Raw genomic sequence first — 21,641 nt, 5'->3', positions numbered from 1 at the left:
ACATATGAGCGCCTACGCCACCATCAACCCCGCCACGGGGCAGCGTGTCGCCGAATACCCCCTCATCGGCGACGCCGAGGTGCAGGAGATCATCGGCCGGTCGTATACGACGTACACCACCTTCCGGTCGGTGCCGCTGTCCGAACGAACCCGCTTGCTGCAGCGCGCTGCCGACCTGTACCGGGAGCGCAGCGACGAACTCGCCGCGATCATCACGCTGGAGATGGGCAAGCCGATCGCGCAGTCCCGCGGCGAGGTCGCGCTGGTCGCGTCGATCTACGAGTACTACGCCCAGAACGCGGCGAAGTTCCTCGCAGACGAGCAGCTGGAGATCGCGGGGGGCGGCGAGGCGCTCGTGCGCACCGAGCCCATCGGCCCACTGCTGGGCGTGATGCCCTGGAACTACCCCTACTATCAGGTCGCCAGATTCGCCGCCCCGAACCTGGCGCTCGGCAACACCATCATCCTCAAACACGCCCGCAACTGCCCGCAGTCGGCGCTGGCGATCGAGAAGGTCTTCCACGACGCGGGCTTCCCGCGCGACGCGTACATCAACGCCTTCGTCGACAGCCGGCAGGTGGCGGACATCATCGCCGACCCGCGCGTGCAAGGGGTCTCCCTGACCGGGTCCGAGAAGGCCGGCTCGGCGGTCGGCGAGGTCGCCGGCCGGCACATGAAGAAGTACGTCCTCGAGCTCGGTGGCTCCGACCCGTTCATCGTCCTCGACGATGCCGACATCGACCAGGCCGTCTCGGCGGCGGTCACCGGGCGAGTCGCCAACGGCGGTCAGGCCTGCACCGCCTCGAAACGGTTCATCGTCGTGGATGCCGTCTACCAGGAGTTCCTCGGCAAGTTCACCGCCTCGATGGCCGCCATCCACGCCGCCGACCCCACCGACCCCGACACGTTCCTCGGCCCTCTGTCGTCCGAGGCCACGCTGGAGGATCTCGCGGAGCTCGTCGACGACGCGATCGCCAAGGGTGCGACCGTCGCCACCGGCGGGCACCGGCTGGACGGGCCCGGGGCGTACTACCCGCCGACGGTCCTCACCGGCGTCACGCCACAGATGCGGGCCTACAGCGAGGAGCTGTTCGGCCCCGCCGCGGTCGTCTACAGGGTGCCCTCAGCCGACAGCGCCGTGGACCTCGCGAACGCGTCCCCGTTCGGTCTTGCAGGAACGGTCTTCAGCGACGACCTGGACAAGGCCAAGAAGCTGGCGGAACGACTCGACACCGGCATGGTGTGGATCAACAGCACGAGCCGCAGCGCCCCCGACCTGCCGTTCGGCGGCGTCAAGCGCTCCGGCGTCGGCCGCGAGCTCGCGAAGTTCGGCATCAACGAGTTCGCGAACAAGAAGCTCATCCGCACCCCGCAGCTGTGAGCGCCAGCTCACGCCGCCTCGAGCGCCGTCTCAGCCTCGCACCGTCGACGGCTGAGTCCTGGCACGCAGTCTCCCGAGGCGGCCGTCGCCGGACACCAGTATCCGGCCCGCCAGCGACCGGCCCGCAACCCGCGGGTGCTCGGGATCCCCGCGTCCGGCCCGGTACAGCCGTGTCATCGAGGTAAGCCGTTCGGACAGCGCGCCGTGGTGCGACAGCGCTGGCGGTGACCGGGCCGCCGGTGCACTCCGCGTGGTCGGGTGTGTCAGATCCGGACATGGCCCGTCCGGCGTCGCGTCGGAAGGTGAGATGACCTGCATCGGGGCAGGCACTCACATCAAGGGAGATGGCATGACAACCACCCACACCGCCGAACTGGACGTCCTGGTCATCGGCGCCGGCTTCGCCGGCATCTACCAGCTGGACCGGCTCCGGGATCTCGGCTACAACGTGCAGCTCTGGGAGGCCGGCGCAGGCCCGGGCGGCATCTGGTACTGGAACTGCTACCCCGGCGCCCGCGTCGACAGCGAGGGCGCGATCTACCAGTTCGCGTACAAGGAGCTGTGGAAGAACTGGCGCTACCGCGAGCTCTTCCCCGGCTGGGCTGAGATGCGCGACTACTTCCGGTACGTCGTCGACGCCCTCGACCTGGACCGCAGCATCTCGTACAACCGCCGCGTGGTCTCCGCGGTCTTCGATGAGACCAACCACCGCTGGGTGGTGCAGGCCGAGGACGGGTCGACCGTCCGGGCGCGGTTCCTGGTGCCCTGCACCGGATTCGGCTCCAGCCCCCACTACCCCGACTACCCCGGCATCGCCGACGGCGCGTTCACGGGCGAGGCGGGCATCCACCACACCGCCCGGTGGCCGCAGGGCGACATCGACATGACGGGGCTGCGGGTCGCGGTCATCGGCACCGGCGCAAGTGGTGTGCAAGTGGCCCAGGAAGCGGCGAAGGTCGCGTCCGAGGTGTACGTGTTCCAGCGCACCCCCAACACGGCGTTCCCGATGAAGCAGAAGCAGCTGACCGATGCGGAACAAGACGAACTGCAGGTCGACATCGGGGAGCGCCTCGCACGCCGACTGACGACCTTCGCGGGATTCGACTACGACTTCATCCCGGAGAACGCCGCCGATCTCGATCCCGACACCCGCACCCAGCGTTACGAAGCACTTTGGGAGCACGGCGGATTCCGGTTCTGGCTGGCCACCTTCCAGGACATCCTCGTGGACCCAAAGGCCAACGACACCGCCTACGCCTTCTGGCGCGACAGAGTGCGGGCCCGGGTCAAGGATCCGATCGTGGCCGCCAAGCTCGCGCCCACAGAGCCGATCCATCCCTTCGGCGTCAAGCGCCCGTCGCTGGAGCAGACGTACTTCGACATCTTCAATCAAGACAACGTGCACCTGGTCGACCAGTACGAGACCCCGATCGCCGAGATCACCTCGAAGGGTGTCCGTACGAGCGACGCCGAGTACGAGGTCGACCTCGTCGTGCTCGCCACCGGCTTCGACAGCGTCACCGGCGGGCTGACGGCGATCGACATCCGCGGCGTGGGCGGCCAGAGCCTCAAGGAGAAGTGGGAAGACGGCTTCGCCAACCACCTCGGGGTGACCACGAAGGGCTTCCCCAACCTGCTGTTCGCGTACGGCCCCGGCAGCCCCGCGGCGTTCTGCAACGGCCCCATGTGCGCGGAGGCGCAGGGCGAGCGAATCGTGCAGGCCATCGAGTATGTGACCCGAGGCGGTCACAGCCGCATCGAGTCCACCGACGAGGCCGACGAACGATGGCGGCAACTGGAGGAAGACATCGTCAACGCGAGCCTCTTCCCGCAGGGCAAATCCTGGTACATGGGCGACAACATCCCCGGGAAGAAGCGTCAGATGCTCCTCTACACCGGGGGGCTGACCAGCTACCTCGGTGAATGGGAGTCCTCCGTCCAGGCCGACTACGCCGGATTCACCATCTCCTGAGCCTCGCCGGCTCACGACCACGCATCTCGAACGAAAACTGGGAAGACAACGAAATGACAAGCACCGAATCGCTGTACCTCCGCGACCTCTACGCCGAATGGTTCCAGCGGATGGCCGACATGGACGTCCCGACCGTCAAAGACCTCTTCGAGGAATGGCACCTCCCGGCCATCGAGCCCACAGGCGTCACCTACGAAGAAGTCAGCGCCGGCGGCGTTCCCGCGATCTGGGCCAACCCGGTCGACGCTGCCGCCGACCGGGTGATCGTCTACACCCACGGTGGCGGCTTCGTCGCCGGATCGTCCTACAGCCACCGCAAGCTCGCCGCGCACCTGGCCAAAGCCGCCGGGATCAGAGCGCTCGTGGTGAACTACCGCCGCGCCCCGGAGCACAAGTATCCGTCTCAGCTCGACGACACCGAGGCCGTGCACCTCTGGCTGCACCAGGAAGGGTTCGAGCCGCGACACATCGCCGCCGGCGGCGACTCGGCCGGCGGGAACCTCGCGGTCACCACGAGCCGGCGCCTCCTGACCCACGGCCACCCGCAACCGGCCGCTGCGATCGCGTTCTCCCCGTGGATCGACATGGAGCTGAATGGCGAGTCCCTGGACACCAACGACGAGACCGATGTGCTCGTCAAACGCGGAGTGCTCGAGACGATGATCGCCCTGTTCCTGGAGGGCGCGGGCAGCCCGACCGATCCCTTCGTCAACCCCCTCTACCAGGACTTCACCGGGGCGCCGCCGACCTTCATCGCCGTCAGCGGCACGGAGACGCTGTACAGCGACTCCGACCGACTCGCAGCCCACCTGCGCGGCGCAGGCGTGAACGTCGAGCTGCTAGTCGAACCGGGCCAGCAGCACGTCTATCCGAGCCTGGCAGGTCGCGCACCGGAAGCCGACACGGCAATCGCGAAAGCCGCCGCCTGGCTGCGTCCACACCTCGGGCTGTAACAGCACCAGGTCGTGCAGGGCGGCGCGCAACGCACCGCCGCCCTGCACGAGCCACAGCCATGGACGGCCCCGACGTGCTCACGCAGGGCGAGCACTTGGACGGTGGGGTCGGCGCCGTGAGGAACCCACGCGGGCTGCCAGGCCACGGTGTCAGGACGATGCTGGCCCTAGGCCTGGACGAAGCGCGTCAGGACAGAAGCCGAGGCGATGGCCGTCAGGCCAGACGCACCCTCCGCGGTAGCCCGCCACTCCCGGTACGCTTGATCGGCATCCAACGACGACCACCGCTCAAGCAGCAGAAGATGCGCGCTGTCACTGACGTCGACGAGTACGTCGACGCCTAAACACCCTGGAAACGCCCGGGTAGCCACCAAGACATCCTCGACGAACTCCCTGGCGCCGGGAACCGACTCCGGTTTGATCCGAAGATCCAGCAAAGCGACAACAGCCACGGACGTCTCCTTAGAACCGCTTGGTTTCAACCTAGACTCCGCGCGTCGCCTCGTGTGCCCAAGACAATCCGCCCCGGTGTCCTGATTCCGTAACCGGTTGAACGCGCCAACGGACAAGACGTCCTCATCCGGGCAACTACGCATTCGTATACGGGCCAGGATCGTGGTGTGGTACCGGCAGGCAATGTCGGGCCGCGAAGTGGCCTTCGCGCTGGGCGATGGTGCGATCGCCGAACGAAACCGCGCCGCAGCGCTGGAACTTCCCTCGGAGGCGGTCGTCTCTTGCAGCCCGTGCTTGAGGAGGACCCCGCACAGCCCAGGATCGACGCCGAACTGGATGCGAAGTATGCATCCTCGCCGTCGTCGATCGCGCAGATGAAGTCTCCTGGCGCCATGGCCACCACGCTGCGCGTCGTCGCAGCAGCCTGACGGGCGCGGGCCGACATGGTCAGCGGCAACGCTTTCCTGCAGGAGCGCACTGTGGACGGCCCCGACGCGCACTCGCAGCGGGCGAGCACTTGGGCGGGCTCCCCGCGCCCCACCCCCTTCCCGCGCAGACAACTGCTTGTCGGCGGCGAGTCCCCCGGACCTATGGCTGTCAACTCGGTCCGTAGCGCACACCTTCCTTGATCCGTACCGCACCTTCACAGCTGCCGGACATCGAGATCGACGCCGTACTGAAGCAGGCGCCGGTAGAGCGTGGAGCGGGACAACCCCAAGTCACGGGCAGCGGCCTTCTTCGAGCCGGTCGCGGCGAGCGCATCCAAGATCGCCATGAGCTCCGCCCGCTCCAGGCGAGTCAACGGCCGGTGCGGGATGAAGCGCCGCAACCCCACGGGGATATGCTCCACGTCCAGCGGTGAGTCACCGGGGTTGTCTCGTGTCATGGCGGAGACGATCTGTTCGAGTTCACGGATATTCCCTGGCCACAGGGCGCGTTGCAGCACGCGCACGGCGGCGTCGGTGATGTCACGCCCGGCCGCGAGGTGACGGGCCAATACCGGGATATCGCTTGCGCGCTCGCGCAGCGCCGGCACGGGGACGGTGACCACGTCCACGTCCGGGAGCAGTCCGGGGCCCCAGCCCGGCTCGGTGGCGAAGGTCAGGAACACTCGCTTACCCGACTCCACGGCATCACGCACCACCGCGGCATACGACGGCGCGGACGCGGCGCCGGGGGAATTGACATGGCGGAAGATCACGGCCTCCGAGAGGTCGGTTCGGTTCTTCAGCTCCGCCTGCAGGTGCCGCGCCTCCTCGACGGCGCAGTCGATGGTTGTCGCCTGCATTCCGGCCGCGTGCGCTCCCGCCAGCGCGAGCGCATGCTTCCCGCTGCCAGGCTCACCGACCAGCGCTGTCACGACCTGCGGCGATGCCGTCGCCGTCATCTGATAGGCGGCGAGGAAATCTTGATGCGCACCTACCAGCCCGACATCGCTCGCCGGGAGGGCGTGATCGGTGCCGTGAGGAACACGACTGGCCACGTGTCGTTCGGTCGCCGCCATCCTGAAGACGGCGCCCACGGTGTGGCCGTCGACATCGGCGTAGGACGTGCTGGTGATACCCGCATCGGCGCCGTCTGCTTCGGCCGAGCGCGCTTGAGACGTGGCCCAGAGCGCACGGTCGCGAAGACGTTTGAGATCCGAGGACCACAGCAGCTGGGCGGCGGCAGCGTTTGAGATCACGAGCCGTTCGCCGATCGCCACGACCGCCCCTCGGGTTCGAGACGTCTCCTCGAGATAGTGATCGAGCAATCGGTGCTCGCCGCGGAAGCGCTGGCGGCGCAGTTCGGCCTCGATCGCCTTCGCAAGCTGCCGCGCCAGCAGCCCCCCGGCCGCCTCGCCACCGGAATCCGCCGACGTGGTCACATCAATGACACCGACGACCCGCTTCGAGACGCCGTCCGTGATTGGCGCCCCGATGCAGCTGAACTCGACGAAACCATCGATGAAGTGCTCGTGACCACCGACCTTCACAAGCTGCCCAGTCTCGATCGGCGTGCCCAGCCCGTTGGTGCCGCAGACCTCCTCGGAGAACACGAACCCGGGCGCCATGTCGACCCGATCCAGCAGGCGCGTCAAACGCCTGTCGCCGGTCCGGCGATCGATGACCCGAGCATCACTATCCGCCAGGATCACGCTGACGTCGAGCTCTCCGAGATCCTCCATGACCGCATCCAACACGCGTCCCGCTGCCCGCATGAGCCGGGACCGCGAACCCTCGAACCCGACGAAGCGTCCGCCGGCGCTCGGCTCCACCCCCCACGCCCGGGAACGCAACCAAGACATCTGGATCTCCTGGCGCACACCAAGAGTGATGCGGCCGGACGACTCAAAGAAGTGCTCGCGCGCCCGGGCCACGCTACCTGAACTGGCATCCACGGTCACAACCCACCCAAGGGGACCCACCTTCGCAGCGCCCTCGCTGCCTCCGTCACCTCTGCCGGATGCTTGACTCTACGCCGACTGGAGGACGGAAACATGCCCGTGGCGATACCAGACCAAGACCCCACTATTGCGAATCACGCATCAACCGCCCTCTCGACCATGCCCACGATGGCCACGATCAGGGGCCCGAGGTGACGTCTGCTTCCATGACCCCATGAGTATCAATCCCTCTGTCATTTGGTATTGGAGAGAATCACCGCGTGGTGAAAGCCTGGAGTCCACTGGGCGTACATCAACGACGAGGACAACCATGCACGCGTTCGCGATCTTCCAAGACGATCACACCGTCACCGACGTGGAGCTGCCCACCCCGGCACCCACAGGCACCGAGGTGCTGCTGCGAGTGGTCCGCTCCGGGGTGTGCCACACCGACACGCACCTGCGTGAGGGCTACTACGACCTCGGCAGCCGGGGACGTCTGAATCTGATCGACCGGGGCGTGACCTACCCGCTCGTGCTCGGCCACGAAGTCGTCGGCGTGGTCGAGGCATTCGGTGATGAGGCGGACGGTGTCACTGTTGGCGATCATCGCCTCGTCTACCCGTGGATCGGCGATGGGACCTGCGACGCGTGCCGTGCCGGTCACGAGAACCTCTGCCCGTCCCCGCGCAACCTGGGGGTGGCCCGTCATGGCGGCTACGCCGAATACATCCTTGTCCCGCACCCCCGCTACCTCTTGGACGTCGCGGGACTCGACGAACGGTGGGCGGCCACGCTCGCCTGCTCCGGCCTGACCGCATACAGCGCGGCGCGCAAGGCGCTTCCGGCCACGGCATCCGACCCTATCGTGGTCATCGGGGTCGGCGGGGTCGGGCTGATGGCGATCGCGACACTGCGCGCCCTCGGCCATGAAGCCGTCATCGCCGTGGACGTGCAGGAACGAAACCTGGAACTGGCGCGACAGCTCGGGGCGACCACCACGATCTCGGCCGCCCAGGACGATCTGGGCGCCGCCCTCGTCTCCGGCGCAGGCGGCCCGGTCGCGGCGATCGTCGACTTCGTCAACAACTCTTCCACCGCTCCGGCCGCGTTCGCGGCGCTGCGCAAGGGAGGAACGATGGTGCAGGTCGGGTTGTTCGGCGGCGAGCTCGTGGTTCCCACCGCGCTGCTCACCCTGAAGATCATCACCATCCAGGGAAGCTTCGTCGGTTCCCTCGGAGAACTCGAGGAACTCGTCGAGCTGGCACGGCGCGGTGCGCTCCCGCACATCCCGATCATCGACGGTCAGTTCACAGCTTCGTCGGTTCAGGAGTCGCTGGACCGCCTCGCCGCTGGGGGCGTGCCCGGCCGTATCGTCCTCAGCGCCTGAACCGCCGCCGGCAACCGCCCGGCGAGATCCTCGTGATGCCGCACCACATGCTGCGCCTCTTGCGAGGGACGAGCAGGCCCGACGTTGCTGCGACTCTGACGACGAGCTCTCCGAGGACGGCGCGTGAGGCGGGCCCACGGTTCGCCCAGGATGCGTCCGGATCGATCACCCACCTACGCGTAGTCGAAGAAGCCGCGTCCGGTCTTGCGCCCCAGTTCCCCTGCGGCGACCTTGTCGCGGAGGATCCGCGGGGGCGCGAATCGCTCGCCCAGGGTCTCGTGAAGGTATTCCGCGATCCCCAGACGAACGTCCAGTCCCACCAGGTCTGACGTGCGCAGTGGCCCAGCGGCGTGCCGGTATCCGAGGACCATCGCCTTGTCGATGTCCTCTGCGCTCGCCACGCCCTCCTCGACCATGCGCATCGCCTCCAGCGCGATCGCCACGCCCAGTCGCGAGCTCGCGAAACCGGGCGCATCGTTGACGACGATCGGGGTCTTTCCGAGCGCGGTCACCCACTGTCCGGCTTGCCGCCGAAGGTCCGGGTCTGTCGACGGCGTCAGCACGATCTCGACAAGCGCCGAAGGGGGCACGGGATTGAAGAAGTGCAGCCCGCACAGTTGTCCTGGACGGGCAAGCTGCCCGCCGAGGCCCGTCACCGACAGCGATGACGTGTTCGTGGCCAGCCATGCGGACTCGCTCACGACCCGCTCCGCTGTCTGCAGCGCTTCGACCTTGAGACGGAAGACCTCGGGCACGGCTTCGACCACGAGGTCCGCATTCTGAAGCGCCTGGAAGTCGACACTGACGTCGATCCATCCTGTCACGGCATCCGCGTCCACCGAGGCATCCCTCTCAGCGGCCTTCCGGAGCCCATCCGCCAGCCGTGCGCGGGCCGACTGCGCCGACGCCTGGTCACGCTCGATCACTGTGACCTGCGCGCCCGCCTGGGCGAACACCTGAGCGATGCCAGCGCCCATGCGGCCGCCGCCGATCACGCCGACCGTGGGAGGAACGGTGTTCATCGGGTCTCCTGGGGGCGGTCAAGGAATCGGGTCATGAGCTGCGTCTTCGCCTCTGACTCGAAGAGGATGGCCTGCGCGAGCTCGTCGACAAGAGGGTGCGCATCCCGCGGGGCGGCGAGCACGCGCTTGGTGATGCGGATGGCCAGCGGGTCCTGCGCGGCGATGCGGTCGGCGAGAGCATCGGCTGCCGCCAGCAGCTGTTCGGGTTCGTGGACGGCAGCGACCAGGCCGCACCGTAGCGCCTCTTCGGCATTCAACCGGCGGCCGGTGAAGAGGATCTCCTTGGCCAGCGGTTCACCGACCAGTTCGGCGAGCCGCCACGTCGCCCCCGCCGCGGCGAGGATGCCGATGGCCGTCTCCGGATTGCCGAACACGACCCGGGTCGACGCGATGCGGATGTCTGCCGCGTAGGCGAGCTCGGCTCCCCCGCCGATCGCGAAGCCGTCCACCGCGGCGATCACCGGCATCGGCAGGCGCGCGATGCGGGCGAACAGCCCGGAATTGATCCCCGTCAGCGCCTCGTCGCGTCCGCGTTCGAGAAGCTGCCTGATGTCGGCCCCGGCGGCGAAGACGCCCCGCTCGGGGGTTGCGGATCCGGTGAGGATCAGAATGCGGGGTTCCCGTTCCAGACGCGCACAGACCGTGTGAAGCTCGTCGACCATCTCTTCGTTGATGGCGTTGCGCACCTCGGGGCGGTGCAGCTCGACGCGCAGTCGATCCGCACTCTCGTGGAGTATCAGGGTGGTCACTGCTCCAGGCTCCCATCGCGGATCAATACACGTCCAATACCCGATGAGCCCGCGTCCCATGCGTCAGTGATATCAATCTGCGTCGTTACGGCGTCAAGGTGCTCTGCGCGTCGAACCCGTACATCCGCAGCTTCCGGTATAGCGTGGTGCGCCCGATCCCGAGGATCTCTGCGGCCTTGGACCGGTTGCCGCCGGCTTCCCGAAGGGCGGTGTCTATCGCGCGGTACTCGGATGCGGCAAGTCCTCGCAGCTGGCGGGCACGGGTGCGCATCTCCGCGGGCAGAAGGTCCGCGTCGAGCATCGAACCGGCAGCGTGATGCGCCGCCAGCGTCGAGATCAGCCCCCGCAACTCCGGGACACCCCCGGGCCAGTCCCACCGGGCCAGTGCTTGAACGAGCGCTGGACTCAGACTCGCCGAGTGCTCTTCGGCCAGTCGTCGCGCCAGGCCGACCACGCGGTCTGGGTCATCGTGTAGCGGGGGCAGATCGACGCGGGGAACCTCGCGGCCGAGCAGATCACCGACCGCGGTCCCTGGAACGGCGTCGCAGACGCAGAACACCAATCGGGCGGAACGGATGGGATCTGCCGCAGAGATCAGCTGCTGCAAGGACAACATGTCGCTGCCACTCAGCATTTCGGCGCCGCGGATGATCACCGACATCCCGCTGCTCAGCGCCTGGGCCGCCGACCGGATCGCCCCGGTGCCACGCAGCGCGAGGGCCTCGAGGAGGATCGGGTCGCGTCGGTCGCGATCGCGCAGCCATATCTGGGCGAGAAGGGTCTTGCCACTGTCACGAGGGCCATGAATCCCGACAATGCCGGTGCGTCGTCCGAGCGCTTCCAGGTGCGCGGTAAGGCTGGAAAGCCCGGTCTGCTCAGCGCGCCCGGCCGGTGCTGCGTGATCCCCTGGCAGTTCGACGAGGTATACGCGTTCACCGCCGCGGGCGCTGATGCGGCGGGCGGTGCTCAGCTGGCCCGCGAGCATGACGGACGTGACATCGTCCTGCCAGTTGTGCGCCTGCAGCTCGTCCCACAGCGTCACGTATCGTTCCTCCGAGAGCAGGGGCAGCGCACCCGTCGATGCGAGAACACCCCCTCGGCCGACGGCCAGCACAGGATGCCGGGCGGTGCCGTCCGCGAATCGTGCCAGCAGCGCCTGCAACTCCGGCGGGACGGTGTTCAGCAGCGCACCCCGCACGTCCAGGGCGGCCTGTTTCGCGATAGCCAGCATGGTCGGGTGCGATGCGGCAGCCGGGGCGGCGAGGGCGACGGAACCGACGACGCGGTGCGAGAGCGGGTCGTAGATCGGGGCACCGGCGCAGGCCAGAGCCTGCAGCCGGTCGTTGACGTGCTCCGCTCCGCGCACGAACACCGCCGACTTCTCCTCCATCGCCGTGCCAAGTCCGTTGGTGCCCAGCGCTGACTCCGAGAAGTCGAAGCCTTCGGCGGCGGAGACCTTATCGAGGCGGCGTGCGTGACTGGGGTCACCGACGTTGCGAGCGATCACACGCCCAGACCGGTCGCTGACCAGCAGCGCCACGCGCATGTCCGTGAGCGATTCCGCCCACCGCGCGAGCACGACCTGCGCGGTGTCCCGGAGGCGCCCCGCATGCCCGGAGAAGGGGTGGTAAGCGGGTGTCGCGGTCGGATCGTACCCGCCGGGTGCGGTGAACGAGCGGCGCCAGCTGCGCTCGATCTCGGGTGGGACGTCCAGCGTGCGCGGCGCCAAGCCGTCGGCGCCGACGCCGGCCTCGAGAAGCTGCTCACGGGCCCGCCGCACGCTCGCGGCCGAGTAGGTGTCGATGGACATGACCGGAACCTCGCGTCACTGCAAGTGGTGTCTCCAGTATCCGCCCACTATTGGGACTCGCCAATACCTAGTCTGCGGTAGATTGATGCGCTTGACGCATCGGTACGCGGTGATGGGGAAGGCGGTCTCGTTCGTAGGTAATGTCGGTGTAGCCGTGTGGGACGGGGTGACCGTGGTCGTCGAGGCCGACGAAGACGATCTTCTCGATCGCGAGGATGCGGTCGCGGGTGATCATGTTCCGCACCTCGGCGCGCATGGTGAGCGAGGTGCGACCGAATGCGATGGCACGCAACCCCATCTCGATGAGGTCGCCCTGCTGCGCGGAACTGACGAAGTCGATCTCCGAGATGTACTTGGTGACCGCGCGCGGGTTGCCGAGCTGGATGATGGCATAGATCGCCGCTTCTTCGTCGATCCAGCGCAGCAGGCTGCCGCCGAACAGAGTGCCGTGTGCGTTCAGGTCCTCGGGGCGGACCCATCGGCGTGATCGGAAGGTGATGTCGTCTGACATGGAGTACTCACAAGCACAATCGTGGGCCGGGACTCGTGCCCGGCCCACGATTTCAGCCGCTCAGACCGCGACGGGCTGCCCGATGGCGAACCCTTCGAAGTCCTTCGCCTGGATCTCGGACAGGATGCCACGGTAGGCGCCCAGCCCGCCGAGGTAGAACATGACGGCGTGCTTCTTGCCGGGGATGTTGGCTCCGAAGATCCAGGAGTCCGTCTTGGGGAACAGGGTGTAGTTGGCGATCGTGGTGCAGGTTTCGGTCCAGGAGTCCTCGCCCTGCTGCGTCGCCTCGATCAGGCCGTCGGCCTGTTCGGCCTCGGAGACGAGCGTGGTGATGAACTCGACCTGCGCCTCGATGCTGGGCACCAGATTCGTGAAGGGGCCGTTGGGCCCGAGGATCATGAACATGTTGGGGAACCCGGCGGTCATGATGCCGAGGAAGCTGGCGGGCGCATCCGCCCAGTGCTCGTCGACGCTGATCCCGTCCCGGCCGCGGATGTCGATGCGGCGGTAGTTGCCGTCGACCGCGTCGAACCCGGTAGCCAGCACCAGCACGTCCAATTCGTGTTCCACCCCGTCGGCGGTCTTGACGCCTCGCGGGGTGATCTCGATGATCGGGTTCTCCTTGATCGAGACCAGCTTCACGTTGTCACGGTTGTACACCTCGTAGTACTCGTGGTTGCACAGTGGACGCTTCGCGTACGGCTGCGTCGGGGTGAGCAGTCGCGCCGTCTCGGGGTCTTTGACGGTCTCGGCGATCTTGCGGCGGATGAACGCCGCAGCCGCCTCGTTCGCCTCGGGATCGACGGCGATGTCGTTGAACGTGCCGAACATGAAGTAGAAGCCGTTGCCGCGGTCCCAGGCCGCCTGGAACACCCGCTCGCGCTCGGCTTCGTCGACATCGGCGGCCGCGACAGTGGATTCCTCGAACCCGAACGCGACGCCGGAGTTGCGCACCTGGTCCCAGATCTCCGGGAAGCGGGCCTTGTAGTCCTCCACCTCACCCGGGCCGACTGGTCCGTTGCCGGAGGGGACGTTGTACTGCGCGGAGCGCTGGAACACGGTCAGTTGGGCCACCTGCGGCGCGGCGGCGACGATGAACTGGGTTCCGGTCGAGCCGGTCCCGATCACGCCGACCCGCTTGCCCTCGATGGACAGGTCGTCCGGCCATTCGGCAGTGTGCACGAGGCGGCCCTCGAAGGAGCCGATGCCGGGGATGTCGGGAATGTTGGTGGCTGCGAGCAGCCCCAGCGCCGTCACCACGTAGCGGGCGGTGAAGGTCTCGCCGGTGGACGTGCCGGCTGTCCAGGTGTTCGTCGCCTCGTCGAAGACGAGGGAGGTGACCTCGGTGTTGAGCTGGAAGTCCTTGCGCAGGTCGTACCGGTCGACGACGGTCTCGAGGTAGCGGAGGATGTCGGGCTGGTCGATGTACTTGCGCTGCCAGTCCCACTCCTGCAGGAACTCGTCGTCGAACGAGTAACGGTAGAAGGGGCTTTCCGTGTCGGACATCGCGCCCGGGTACCGGTTCCAGTACCACGTGCCGCCGATGCCGGCGCCCTTCTCGAAGCCACGTACCCGCAGGCCGAGCTTTTCGCGCAGCGTGTACAGCTGGTAGATGCCGCCGAACCCGGCGCCGACGACGATCGCGTCGAAGTCCGTGGCGTGTGTGGATGTCATGGGATACAACTCCTTCGTTGGATGGTGGTCGGTGTGCGCGGTGTCAGCGGCGGAGCCACTCGCCGATGGCCTTCAGCTCCGCATCCACCTCGGAGTCACGTCCGGCCAGGAACGGGTAGACGTGCTGCTGCCCCTCGGCGATGTTCACGGTGACATCGACACCGGCTGCCGATGCCCGCTCCGCGACGCGGGTGGCGTTGTCGACGAGGGACTCGACCGAACCGGCGTTGAGATACAGCGGGGGGAACCCCGTGAAGTCGGCATACAGCGGATTCGCGAGCGGCGCCGAGGGACTCGTGGACTCTCCCAGCACGCCGGCGATCATGCCCTCCAGCAACGGGACGGTGATCAGCGCGTCGGTGTCGTCGTTGGTGACCAGCGTCGCGCCGCTGTTCTCCATGTCCAGCCACGGGGAGAACGCGATGACGTGCCCCGGCTGCGGCAGGCCCCTCTCCTTCAGCGCCAGCGGGATGGCGATGGCGAGGTTGCCGCCCGCGGAGTCGCCGATGGTGGTAATGTCCTCCGGGCGGATCCCCCGCTCCCGCAGACCCTCGAAGGCGGCGACCCCGTCTTCGACCTGGGCCGGGTGCGGGTGCTCCGGCGCGCGGCGGTAGTCCAGCACGAACGCCGTGACGCCCGCGGCCTTCGCGACGTGGGCAGCGAGTTTGCGGTGGCTGGCCGCGGACCCGACCGCGAACCCGCCGCCGTGAGTGAAGAGGAGAACCTTGGACCGGTCGGCGCCGGCCGGGAACGCCCAGATGCCGGGCACGCCGCCCACGACCTCCTCTTTATACGTGACGTCTTCCGGTTCGACAGTCGGCTGGTGCCACTCGTCGAAGATGCTGCGGAATAGGCGCATGTCCAGCTCGTGACTGGTCATGAGCCCGGACCAGTCCAGGTACAGGTCACGCAGCGCGCTCGGGATGACAGCGGTGGGGGTGGCGGACGAGGGCATCGGAGAACTCCTTCGTTGTGATGCGCCCGGCATCGCCCGAACGGTGAGGCGAGCCGAGTAGGGTCACCACCTACCTTCGGCGACGATCCGAGGAACGCCGTGTGCCGATATGGAACAGTGCGTCGTGGCCTCACGCCTGGGAGCGCGAGACACGGTGCGACCGCAGGATGCCGCGCTGAAGTGAGTGGTCAGCGGCGGGCGGCAGGGCCGCCATTCCCCTCCTCGGGGCCGGCGATCCTCGCGATCCACCGGGTCATTTGCCGCAACGGTATGGCGGACACGTTTACAACGCCGTTCCGTGCGAGGGCGGACGCGTCAGCGTCCCGAGGTCAGCGCCCCATGATCTCGGTCGCGATGATCTCGGCCTGGGCGTCGTGGTTCCGTGGGGCGGTTCAGGTGAGGCTGGCGCCGCCGTCGACGGGAAGGGTCACGCCGGTGACGTATTCGTTGGTCATGAGGAAGTGGATGGCGTGAGCGATCTCTTCCGCTCGGCCGATGCGGCGCAGCGGAATCCTCGCCGATCGCTCGGCGATCGCCCGCTCCCGGTCTTCGTTGGATCTGGCGAACAGGGGCGTGTCGATGGTTCCTGGACGCACGACATTGACGCGGATGGGGGCGAGCTCGAGCGCCATGGCACGGCTGAACACTTCGGAGCCGCCGGCGGCGGCGCTGAAGACCGCTCCGCCGGGGCGCGGACGATCGACCCCGGTGCCGGTGCAGAACGTCAGCGATCCGGTCGTCATCCGCGGCGCGGCGTATTTGCACACGTAGACCGGCCCCCAGAACCGGGTGTCCACGGGGCTGCGCAGCGCGGCGATGTCCGTGGTGAGCAGAGCACCGAAGGCGAAGGTCCCCGCGAGGTTGACGACGTGATCCACCGACTCCAACGAGTCGAACAGCGCGCGCACCGCGTCCTCATCGGCGATGTCGAGGGCGACGGTGCGGATGTCACCGCCGATCTCGTCCCGGGCAGCGGTCAGGCGGTCCGGACTCCGCCCGGCGATGGTGACCTGCGCGCCGGCGTCGTGGGCGATCTTGGCGGTGGCGAGCCCGATTCCCGAGCTACCGCCGATGATCACGACTGCAGCGTTCTCGAGCGATGTCGTCACGATTTCTCCGTTCGAAGGGGCTGGGAGGCTGCAGCGCAACCCCCGGGGCAGCAGGGTGCCGGTTACGCGGACCGTGCTCGCCGTTCGCGGGCGACGGCCTCACGGACTGCGGGGATCACGTCGTTCGCGATGGCGTCGTACTGGCTGGTGTCATCGCCGGCGACGACGAATCCCGAGAATCCGAAGCCGAGCGCGAGCGTGACGAGCTGATCGATCCACTGCTCGGCCGGGCCGTGCAGCAGTCCGCGTGTCGGGGTCGCCTGGAGCTGGCCGACGACGTTGGCGAGCCTTCGCACCTCTCGTGGATCGCGGCCTGCGGCCTGCGCCGCGTCATCGATGCGGCGATGGGCATCGTCGATCTCGGGAGCGGTCATCCTGCCGAGGCTGAGCAGCCACCCGTCGGCGAGGCCGCCGACGAGCTCGAGCATGCGGGGTTTGAACGCGCCGACCCAGATCGAGACCTGGTGCGCCGGGGCCGGGCCCGGCCGGGCACCCGCGACGCGATAGTGCGTGCCGTCGAAGCGAACGCTCCCCGTCCCGTGCTGGCCCCAGAGCGCCCGGATGATCGGGATCGCCTCGCGGAGGGCGTCGACGGCCTGACCGGGGGTGAGCCGGGGTGCGCCGTACGCCTCGATCGCGTCCCAGAACGCACCGGCGCCCAGGCCGAGCTCGACCCTCCCGCCGCTGAGCCGGTCGATCGTCGCGATCTGCTTGGCGAGCATCGCGGGGGGACGCAGTGGAAGGTTCAGCACGTTGCCGGCGAATCGGACGTGCTCCGTTCGCGCTGCGAGATGCCCGATGAGAGTGACGGTGTCGAGGAATCCGGAGTTGTACGGATGGTCCTGGAGCGTCACGAGGTCCAAGCCCACCCGATCGGCCTCGCGAGCGGCGTGCTCCAGTTGGGGCAGCGCCGAGGCGGCCGGGGTGATGAAAGACCCGAAGATGAGGTCGTGGTCGTAGTCCATGGTTCTCCCGTCGAATCGGCGACACCTAATCGCCCTGCGGAGGCAGGGCTGCGACGAGCGGGTGGTCGAAGGGGAGAACACCGGTGCGCGCGGCGCCGCCGGGTACACCGATCTCGTGGAAGAACTCGACGTTCGCCGCGTAATAGTCCTGCCATTCGTCGGGCAGGTCGTCCTCGTAGAAGATCGCCTCGACCGGGCACACCGGCTCGCACGCCCCGCAGTCCACGCACTCGTCGGGGTTGATGTAGAGCATGCGCTCACCCTCGTAGATGCAGTCGACCGGGCACTCGGCAATGCAAGTGCGGTCCTTCACATCCACGCACGGCAGGGCGATCACATAGGTCACGGGCACCCCCTCTCTCAACGACGATGGCACTACGGCAACGCTAAAATCTCAAGTGAACTTGAGGTCAAATCGATGAGGAGGCACCATGCCACCCGCCCCGGAACCGGACGAGCTGCTGACGATCGGCGAGATGAGCCGCCGCACCGGGGTCGCCGTCTCGGCCCTCCGGTACTACGAGGAGCTGGGCTTGATCGCCTCGGAACGCACCTTCGGCAACCAGCGCCGCTATCCCCGGCACATGCTGCGCCGCGTGTCGCTGATCTCCGTCGCCAAGCGCCTGGGCATCCCGCTCACCGACGTGCAGGAGGCGTTCTCGTCGGTCCCGCTCGACCGCACACCGAGCCACGAGGACTGGCAGCGCTCCTCCCGCGCATGGAAGCGGCAGCTCGAAGAGCGTCGCCGCAGCATCGAAAGGCTGGAGCACGAACTCACCGGGTGCATCGGCTGCGGATGCCTCTCGATGAAGGCCTGCGCGCTCCTCAACCCCGGCGACGCCCTCGCAGCAACCGGGGCGGGGCCGAGGCGGCTGGAGGACCTTCCGGGCGACTGAGGGCCGATGGCGCCGTCGCGCAGGCCGCGTTTGACCTCAAGTCCGCTTGAGGTTCTAGCGTGAAGGCATACGCCCCGAAAGGACCCCGGATGAGCACGTACACGCTGCCCGAGCTGCCCTATGACTACTCGGCCCTCGAACCGCACATCTCCGCGACGATCATGGAGCTGCATCACGACAAGCATCACCAGGCATACGTCACCGGGGCGAACGCGGCGCTGGATCAGCTCGAGGAAGCCCGTGCCGCGGGAAGCTTCGCGAATGTCAACAAGCTCGAGAAGGACCTCGCCTTCAACCTCGGCGGGCATCTGAACCACAGTGTGTTCTGGCAGAACCTCTCTCCCGACGGCGGCGGCGAGCCCGAAGGCGAGCTCGCCGCCGCGATCGCCGACCATTTCGGCTCCTTCGACGCGTTCAAAGCCCACTTCACCGCGACCGCGCTCGGCGTGCAGGGCTCAGGCTGGGCCGTGCTCGCGTGGGACGCGCTCGGAGCGAAGCCGGTCGTGTTCCAGCTGTTCGACCAGCAAGGCAACGCGCCCCTCGGCGTCACCCCCCTGCTCCAGCTCGACGTCTGGGAACACGCCTACTACCTGGACTACAAGAACGTCCGCGCCGACTACGTCACGGCGTTCTGGAACATCGCCAACTGGCAAGACGTCGCGCAGCGCCTCGCCGCCGTCACCGCCTGAGCACCCTCATCATCCGGCCACACAGGCCCGCACCCGGCACGGTCGCCGTCCGCCCACAGGCGGGACGGCGATGCTCTGCTTTCCCCACCCGAATCGAGCCGCACCCATGTCTTCCCGCCCCGAGCACATCCCGCCCCTCTACGACAGCTTCGCGCTGTACGGCAGCGGGGTCACTCTCGTCGCCGTCCGAGACGTCCCGGGCGACCAGGACCGCTTCTTCATCGCAGCCTCCGTCCTCACGAGCTCCGTGAACCCGTTCACGATCGCTCTGTCCGTCGGCCAGGATCGCGATGCCCTCCCCCTCATCACGGCCGGTGCCCCGTGGGCCGTCTCGGTGCTCTCCGTGCACCACCTCCCGCTCGTGCGCCTGCTCACCGCCCGCACGACGCGCGCCGAGCGGCTCGACGCCCTCGGCGCCGCCGGTGCGGAGGTCTCCCCCGAAGGTCCGCTCTGGCTGCCCGACGCGCTCGTGACCCTGTGGTGCACCACGCACGCCACGATGCCACTGCACGATCAATTGCTCCTCGTGGGCAGTGTCCTTCGCGGCAGCTCCCACCAGGCCGATCTGCCGCTGCTGCGCTGGAACCGGGACTTCCACACGGTCGCCGAACTGCCGAACGGCGAAGCAGCTATCCCGTCCCGCCGCCGCCCGGTCACCTCTCTCACTACGGAGCTCTCATGACATCCACCCACACCACCCCCACACCCGCCACACCCGTCACACCCGACGTCATCGACCCGCGCAGCATGCGGGTCATCTGGCTGCTGCTCGTCGCCGCCTTCGTCGCGATCCTCAACGAGACGACGATGGGCATCGCGATTCCGCACCTCAACGAGGATCTGCACGTGCCGCCCGAGCTCGGCCAGTGGATGACCAGCGGCTTCATGCTCACCATGGCGGTCGTCATCCCGACCACCGGATTCCTTCTGCAACGCTTCACCACGAGGCAGGTCTTCCTGGCCGCGATGACAGCGTTCTCCCTCGGAACCCTCGTGTGCCTGATCGCGCCCGGCTTCGTCATCCTGCTCGTCGGCCGCGTCATCCAGGCGCTCGGCACCGGCATCATGATGCCGCTGCTGATGACCACCGTCATGAAGGTCGTGCCGCCGCATTCGCGAGGAAGGATGATGGGTCGCGTCAGCCTCGTCATCTCCCTGGCACCCGCCATCGGACCGACCCTGTCCGGCGCTGTGCTCGACCTCCTCAGTTGGCGCTGGCTGTTCGCCATCGTCCTGCCGATCGCGCTGATCTCCCTCCTCATCGGGATGCGCTGGATGACCAACCTGGGCGAGACCACCAAGGCGCCCATTGACATCCTCTCCATCATCCTGTCGGCGCTGGCCTTCGGCGGCATCGTCTTCGGACTGACCCAGCTCGGCAGAGGCGAAGGCACGCCAGACGCCGCACCCTCCGGCATCACGCCTGCCACGCTTGGCGCGTTCACCCTGTCGATCGGCGTCGTGACGCTCGCCCTGTTCGTCTGGCGTCAGCTCGTTCTGCAACGCAAGGACAACGCCCTACTGGATCTGCGCGTCTTCCGCTCGCGAAACTTCACGATCGCGATCATCATCATGTCCGTCATCGCCTTGGCGATGTTCGGCACACTCACACTGCTGCCGCTCTACCTCCAGAACGTCGCCGGACTCGACGCCCTCGTCGCCGGACTCATCCTGCTCCCCGGGTCAATCCTCATGGGGCTCCTCGCCCCGCTGATGGGACGCATCTACGACGCGAAGGGCCCGAAGACACTGCTCGCCCCGGGAACGATCATCATCTCCGCGGTGCTGTTCCTGTACTCGTTGGTCGGTGCGCACACCCCGGTCTGGCAGCTGATCGCGATGCAGACGGCGATGTCGGTCGGGATGGCGATGTCGTTCACACCCCTGTTCTCTGCGTCCCTCGGGTCGCTGGAGCGCAGGCTCTACTCTCACGGGTCCGCCGTGCTCAACACCCTGCAGCAAGTCGCAGGAGCCGCGGGCGTGGCGATCCTCATCGCCGCCTACTCCAGCCTCCTGCACACCGGTGAACAGCAGGGACTCGACCCTGCCGACGCCGGCGCGTCCGGGACGCAGGCCGCGTTCCTCATCGCCGCGATCATCTCACTCGCGCCCGTCGTCCTGTCGTTCTTCATCCGCAAGCCCGCCGACCGGGAAGTCCCTGAGGGCGCCGAAGTGCGCGGATCGACCGCGTGACTCCGGGTCGGTTCGACGGCTCCGTCCGCGTCGCGTTCCGCACGACGGCGATCGTCGAGGCGTTCAGTTGGCTCGCCCTGCTCACCGCGCTTGTGGTCAAGTACCCGCTGCAGGGATCGCCGCACGGTGTGACCGTCGCCGGGTGGGTGCACGGCATCGCCTGGATCGCGTTCGTGATCGCGTGCCTCGCCGCCGCCATCCGATTCCGCTGGGCGTGGTGGGTGACGCTGCTGGGACTGGTGATGTCGGTGCTGCCGTTCCTCACTGTGCCGTTCGACATCTGGATGGAGCGCACGCGCCGCCTGGGAAAGTCCGGTCGTGCGTGGACCGTCACCGTTGCAGGCCGTTCCCCGGCGAGGAGCGTGGGCTCGGTCACCGCGTCGGAGGTCAGCACGGTGCCACGGTCGAGCACCGGCCCATACTGGTCGATCACGAGCTGCAGCGCCGCGTCATGCAGCGGGTGACCGGGCGCGAGCAGTTCGGCGCGGGGCGTGCCCTGAACGTCGATGGTGGCGGCGTCGAAGGTGATGCGCTCGTAGCGGCGGGCGACGGGT

Annotated in this window: 21 protein-coding genes; 10 read left to right on the top strand and 11 right to left on the bottom strand. The window is 67.7% G+C overall.

Annotated elements, in window-relative coordinates:
- Window positions 1-4: 4 nt before the first annotated feature.
- The 3 genes from ABS64_RS05415 to ABS64_RS05405 all read left to right on the top strand — a co-directional run bounded on the left by ABS64_RS05415 (window position 5) and on the right by ABS64_RS05405 (window position 4,306).
- The gene (locus tag ABS64_RS05415) at window positions 5-1,381 is read left to right on the top strand and encodes an NAD-dependent succinate-semialdehyde dehydrogenase (RefSeq protein WP_125131923.1); all 1,377 of its coding nucleotides are present in this window, start codon (window positions 5-7) and stop codon (window positions 1,379-1,381) included.
- A 349-nt stretch (window positions 1,382-1,730) separates the two neighbouring features.
- Window positions 1,731-3,353, top strand: coding sequence for an NAD(P)/FAD-dependent oxidoreductase (locus tag ABS64_RS05410; protein WP_292681636.1), 1,623 nt, complete (start codon window positions 1,731-1,733; stop codon window positions 3,351-3,353).
- A 53-nt stretch (window positions 3,354-3,406) separates the two neighbouring features.
- The gene (locus ABS64_RS05405) at window positions 3,407-4,306 is read left to right on the top strand and encodes an alpha/beta hydrolase (protein ID WP_125133388.1); all 900 of its coding nucleotides are present in this window, start codon (window positions 3,407-3,409) and stop codon (window positions 4,304-4,306) included.
- 167 nt (window positions 4,307-4,473) lie between these two features.
- Here ABS64_RS05405 and ABS64_RS05400 read toward each other — a convergent pair whose 3' ends face one another.
- Entirely contained in the window at window positions 4,474-4,758 is a 285-nt protein-coding gene (locus ABS64_RS05400; RefSeq protein WP_164515466.1) for an antibiotic biosynthesis monooxygenase family protein, read from the bottom strand.
- Window positions 4,759-5,049: 291 nt separating this feature from the next.
- Between ABS64_RS05400 and ABS64_RS05395 the strand changes: the two genes are divergently transcribed.
- Entirely contained in the window at window positions 5,050-5,187 is a 138-nt protein-coding gene (locus ABS64_RS05395; RefSeq protein WP_164515467.1) for a hypothetical protein, read from the top strand.
- A 215-nt stretch (window positions 5,188-5,402) separates the two neighbouring features.
- On the opposite strand, the gene ABS64_RS05390 is transcribed toward ABS64_RS05395, so the two are convergent.
- Entirely contained in the window at window positions 5,403-7,145 is a 1,743-nt protein-coding gene (locus tag ABS64_RS05390; RefSeq protein WP_125131926.1) for a helix-turn-helix domain-containing protein, read from the bottom strand.
- A 310-nt stretch (window positions 7,146-7,455) separates the two neighbouring features.
- Here ABS64_RS05390 and ABS64_RS05385 point away from each other — a divergent pair, with 310 nt between their 5' ends.
- Window positions 7,456-8,514: an alcohol dehydrogenase gene (locus tag ABS64_RS05385; protein WP_125131927.1), complete on the top strand. Its 1,059-nt coding sequence runs from the start codon at window positions 7,456-7,458 to the stop codon at window positions 8,512-8,514.
- A gap of 173 nt (window positions 8,515-8,687) precedes the next feature.
- On the opposite strand, the gene ABS64_RS05380 is transcribed toward ABS64_RS05385, so the two are convergent.
- The 9 genes from ABS64_RS05380 to fdxA form a co-directional block, all read right to left on the bottom strand.
- On the bottom strand, window positions 8,688-9,536 hold the full coding sequence (locus tag ABS64_RS05380) for a 3-hydroxyacyl-CoA dehydrogenase family protein (RefSeq protein WP_125131928.1): 849 nt from the start codon (window positions 9,534-9,536) through the stop codon (window positions 8,688-8,690).
- Window positions 9,533-10,285: an enoyl-CoA hydratase/isomerase family protein gene (locus ABS64_RS05375; RefSeq protein ID WP_125133389.1), complete on the bottom strand. Its 753-nt coding sequence runs from the start codon at window positions 10,283-10,285 to the stop codon at window positions 9,533-9,535. The genes ABS64_RS05380 and ABS64_RS05375 overlap by 4 nt, the downstream gene beginning before the upstream one ends.
- An 85-nt stretch (window positions 10,286-10,370) precedes the next feature.
- The gene (locus ABS64_RS05370) at window positions 10,371-12,095 is read right to left on the bottom strand and encodes a helix-turn-helix domain-containing protein (RefSeq protein ID WP_125131929.1); all 1,725 of its coding nucleotides are present in this window, start codon (window positions 12,093-12,095) and stop codon (window positions 10,371-10,373) included.
- 67 nt (window positions 12,096-12,162) lie between these two features.
- Window positions 12,163-12,606 carry a hotdog domain-containing protein gene (locus ABS64_RS05365; protein ID WP_292681626.1) on the bottom strand — a complete coding sequence of 148 codons (444 nt, stop codon included), beginning with the start codon at window positions 12,604-12,606 and terminating at the stop codon, window positions 12,163-12,165.
- A 60-nt stretch (window positions 12,607-12,666) separates the two neighbouring features.
- Window positions 12,667-14,280 (bottom strand): NAD(P)/FAD-dependent oxidoreductase, encoded by a 1,614-nt coding sequence (locus ABS64_RS05360; protein WP_292681624.1) that lies wholly within the window; start codon window positions 14,278-14,280, stop codon window positions 12,667-12,669.
- A 43-nt stretch (window positions 14,281-14,323) separates the two neighbouring features.
- The gene (locus ABS64_RS05355) at window positions 14,324-15,235 is read right to left on the bottom strand and encodes an alpha/beta hydrolase (RefSeq protein ID WP_125131932.1); all 912 of its coding nucleotides are present in this window, start codon (window positions 15,233-15,235) and stop codon (window positions 14,324-14,326) included.
- 392 nt (window positions 15,236-15,627) lie between these two features.
- The gene (locus tag ABS64_RS05350; RefSeq protein WP_164515469.1) at window positions 15,628-16,344 is read right to left on the bottom strand and encodes an SDR family oxidoreductase; all 717 of its coding nucleotides are present in this window, start codon (window positions 16,342-16,344) and stop codon (window positions 15,628-15,630) included.
- A gap of 62 nt (window positions 16,345-16,406) precedes the next feature.
- Complete coding sequence (locus ABS64_RS05345) at window positions 16,407-17,309, bottom strand: LLM class flavin-dependent oxidoreductase (protein ID WP_125131934.1); 903 nt, start codon at window positions 17,307-17,309, stop codon at window positions 16,407-16,409.
- 25 nt (window positions 17,310-17,334) lie between these two features.
- The gene (fdxA, locus tag ABS64_RS05340; protein WP_125131935.1) at window positions 17,335-17,655 is read right to left on the bottom strand and encodes a ferredoxin; all 321 of its coding nucleotides are present in this window, start codon (window positions 17,653-17,655) and stop codon (window positions 17,335-17,337) included.
- An 85-nt stretch (window positions 17,656-17,740) separates the two neighbouring features.
- On the opposite strand from fdxA, the gene soxR reads away from it, so the two are divergent.
- From soxR to ABS64_RS14660, 5 genes are all read left to right on the top strand, one after another.
- The gene (gene soxR, locus ABS64_RS05335; protein WP_125131936.1) at window positions 17,741-18,205 is read left to right on the top strand and encodes a redox-sensitive transcriptional activator SoxR; all 465 of its coding nucleotides are present in this window, start codon (window positions 17,741-17,743) and stop codon (window positions 18,203-18,205) included.
- Window positions 18,206-18,294: 89 nt separating this feature from the next.
- Window positions 18,295-18,894: a superoxide dismutase gene (locus tag ABS64_RS05330; protein WP_125131937.1), complete on the top strand. Its 600-nt coding sequence runs from the start codon at window positions 18,295-18,297 to the stop codon at window positions 18,892-18,894.
- 106 nt (window positions 18,895-19,000) lie between these two features.
- A complete protein-coding gene (locus tag ABS64_RS05325) occupies window positions 19,001-19,576 on the top strand; it encodes a flavin reductase family protein (protein ID WP_125131938.1) in 576 nt (191 codons plus the stop codon).
- The gene (locus ABS64_RS05320; RefSeq protein ID WP_292681612.1) at window positions 19,573-21,087 is read left to right on the top strand and encodes a DHA2 family efflux MFS transporter permease subunit; all 1,515 of its coding nucleotides are present in this window, start codon (window positions 19,573-19,575) and stop codon (window positions 21,085-21,087) included. The genes ABS64_RS05325 and ABS64_RS05320 overlap by 4 nt, the downstream gene beginning before the upstream one ends.
- On the top strand, window positions 21,084-21,551 hold the full coding sequence (locus ABS64_RS14660; RefSeq protein ID WP_363331268.1) for a DUF3817 domain-containing protein: 468 nt from the start codon (window positions 21,084-21,086) through the stop codon (window positions 21,549-21,551). Before ABS64_RS05320 ends, ABS64_RS14660 begins: the two co-directional genes overlap by 4 nt.
- Window positions 21,552-21,641: the final 90 nt, after the last annotated feature.

Origin of the sequence: Microbacterium sp. SCN 69-37, from assembly GCF_001724435.1 — a bacterium.
In the GTDB taxonomy this organism is placed as follows: Bacteria; Actinomycetota; Actinomycetes; order Actinomycetales; family Microbacteriaceae; genus Microbacterium; species Microbacterium laevaniformans.
This window is presented reverse-complemented; position numbering and strand designations above follow the sequence as displayed.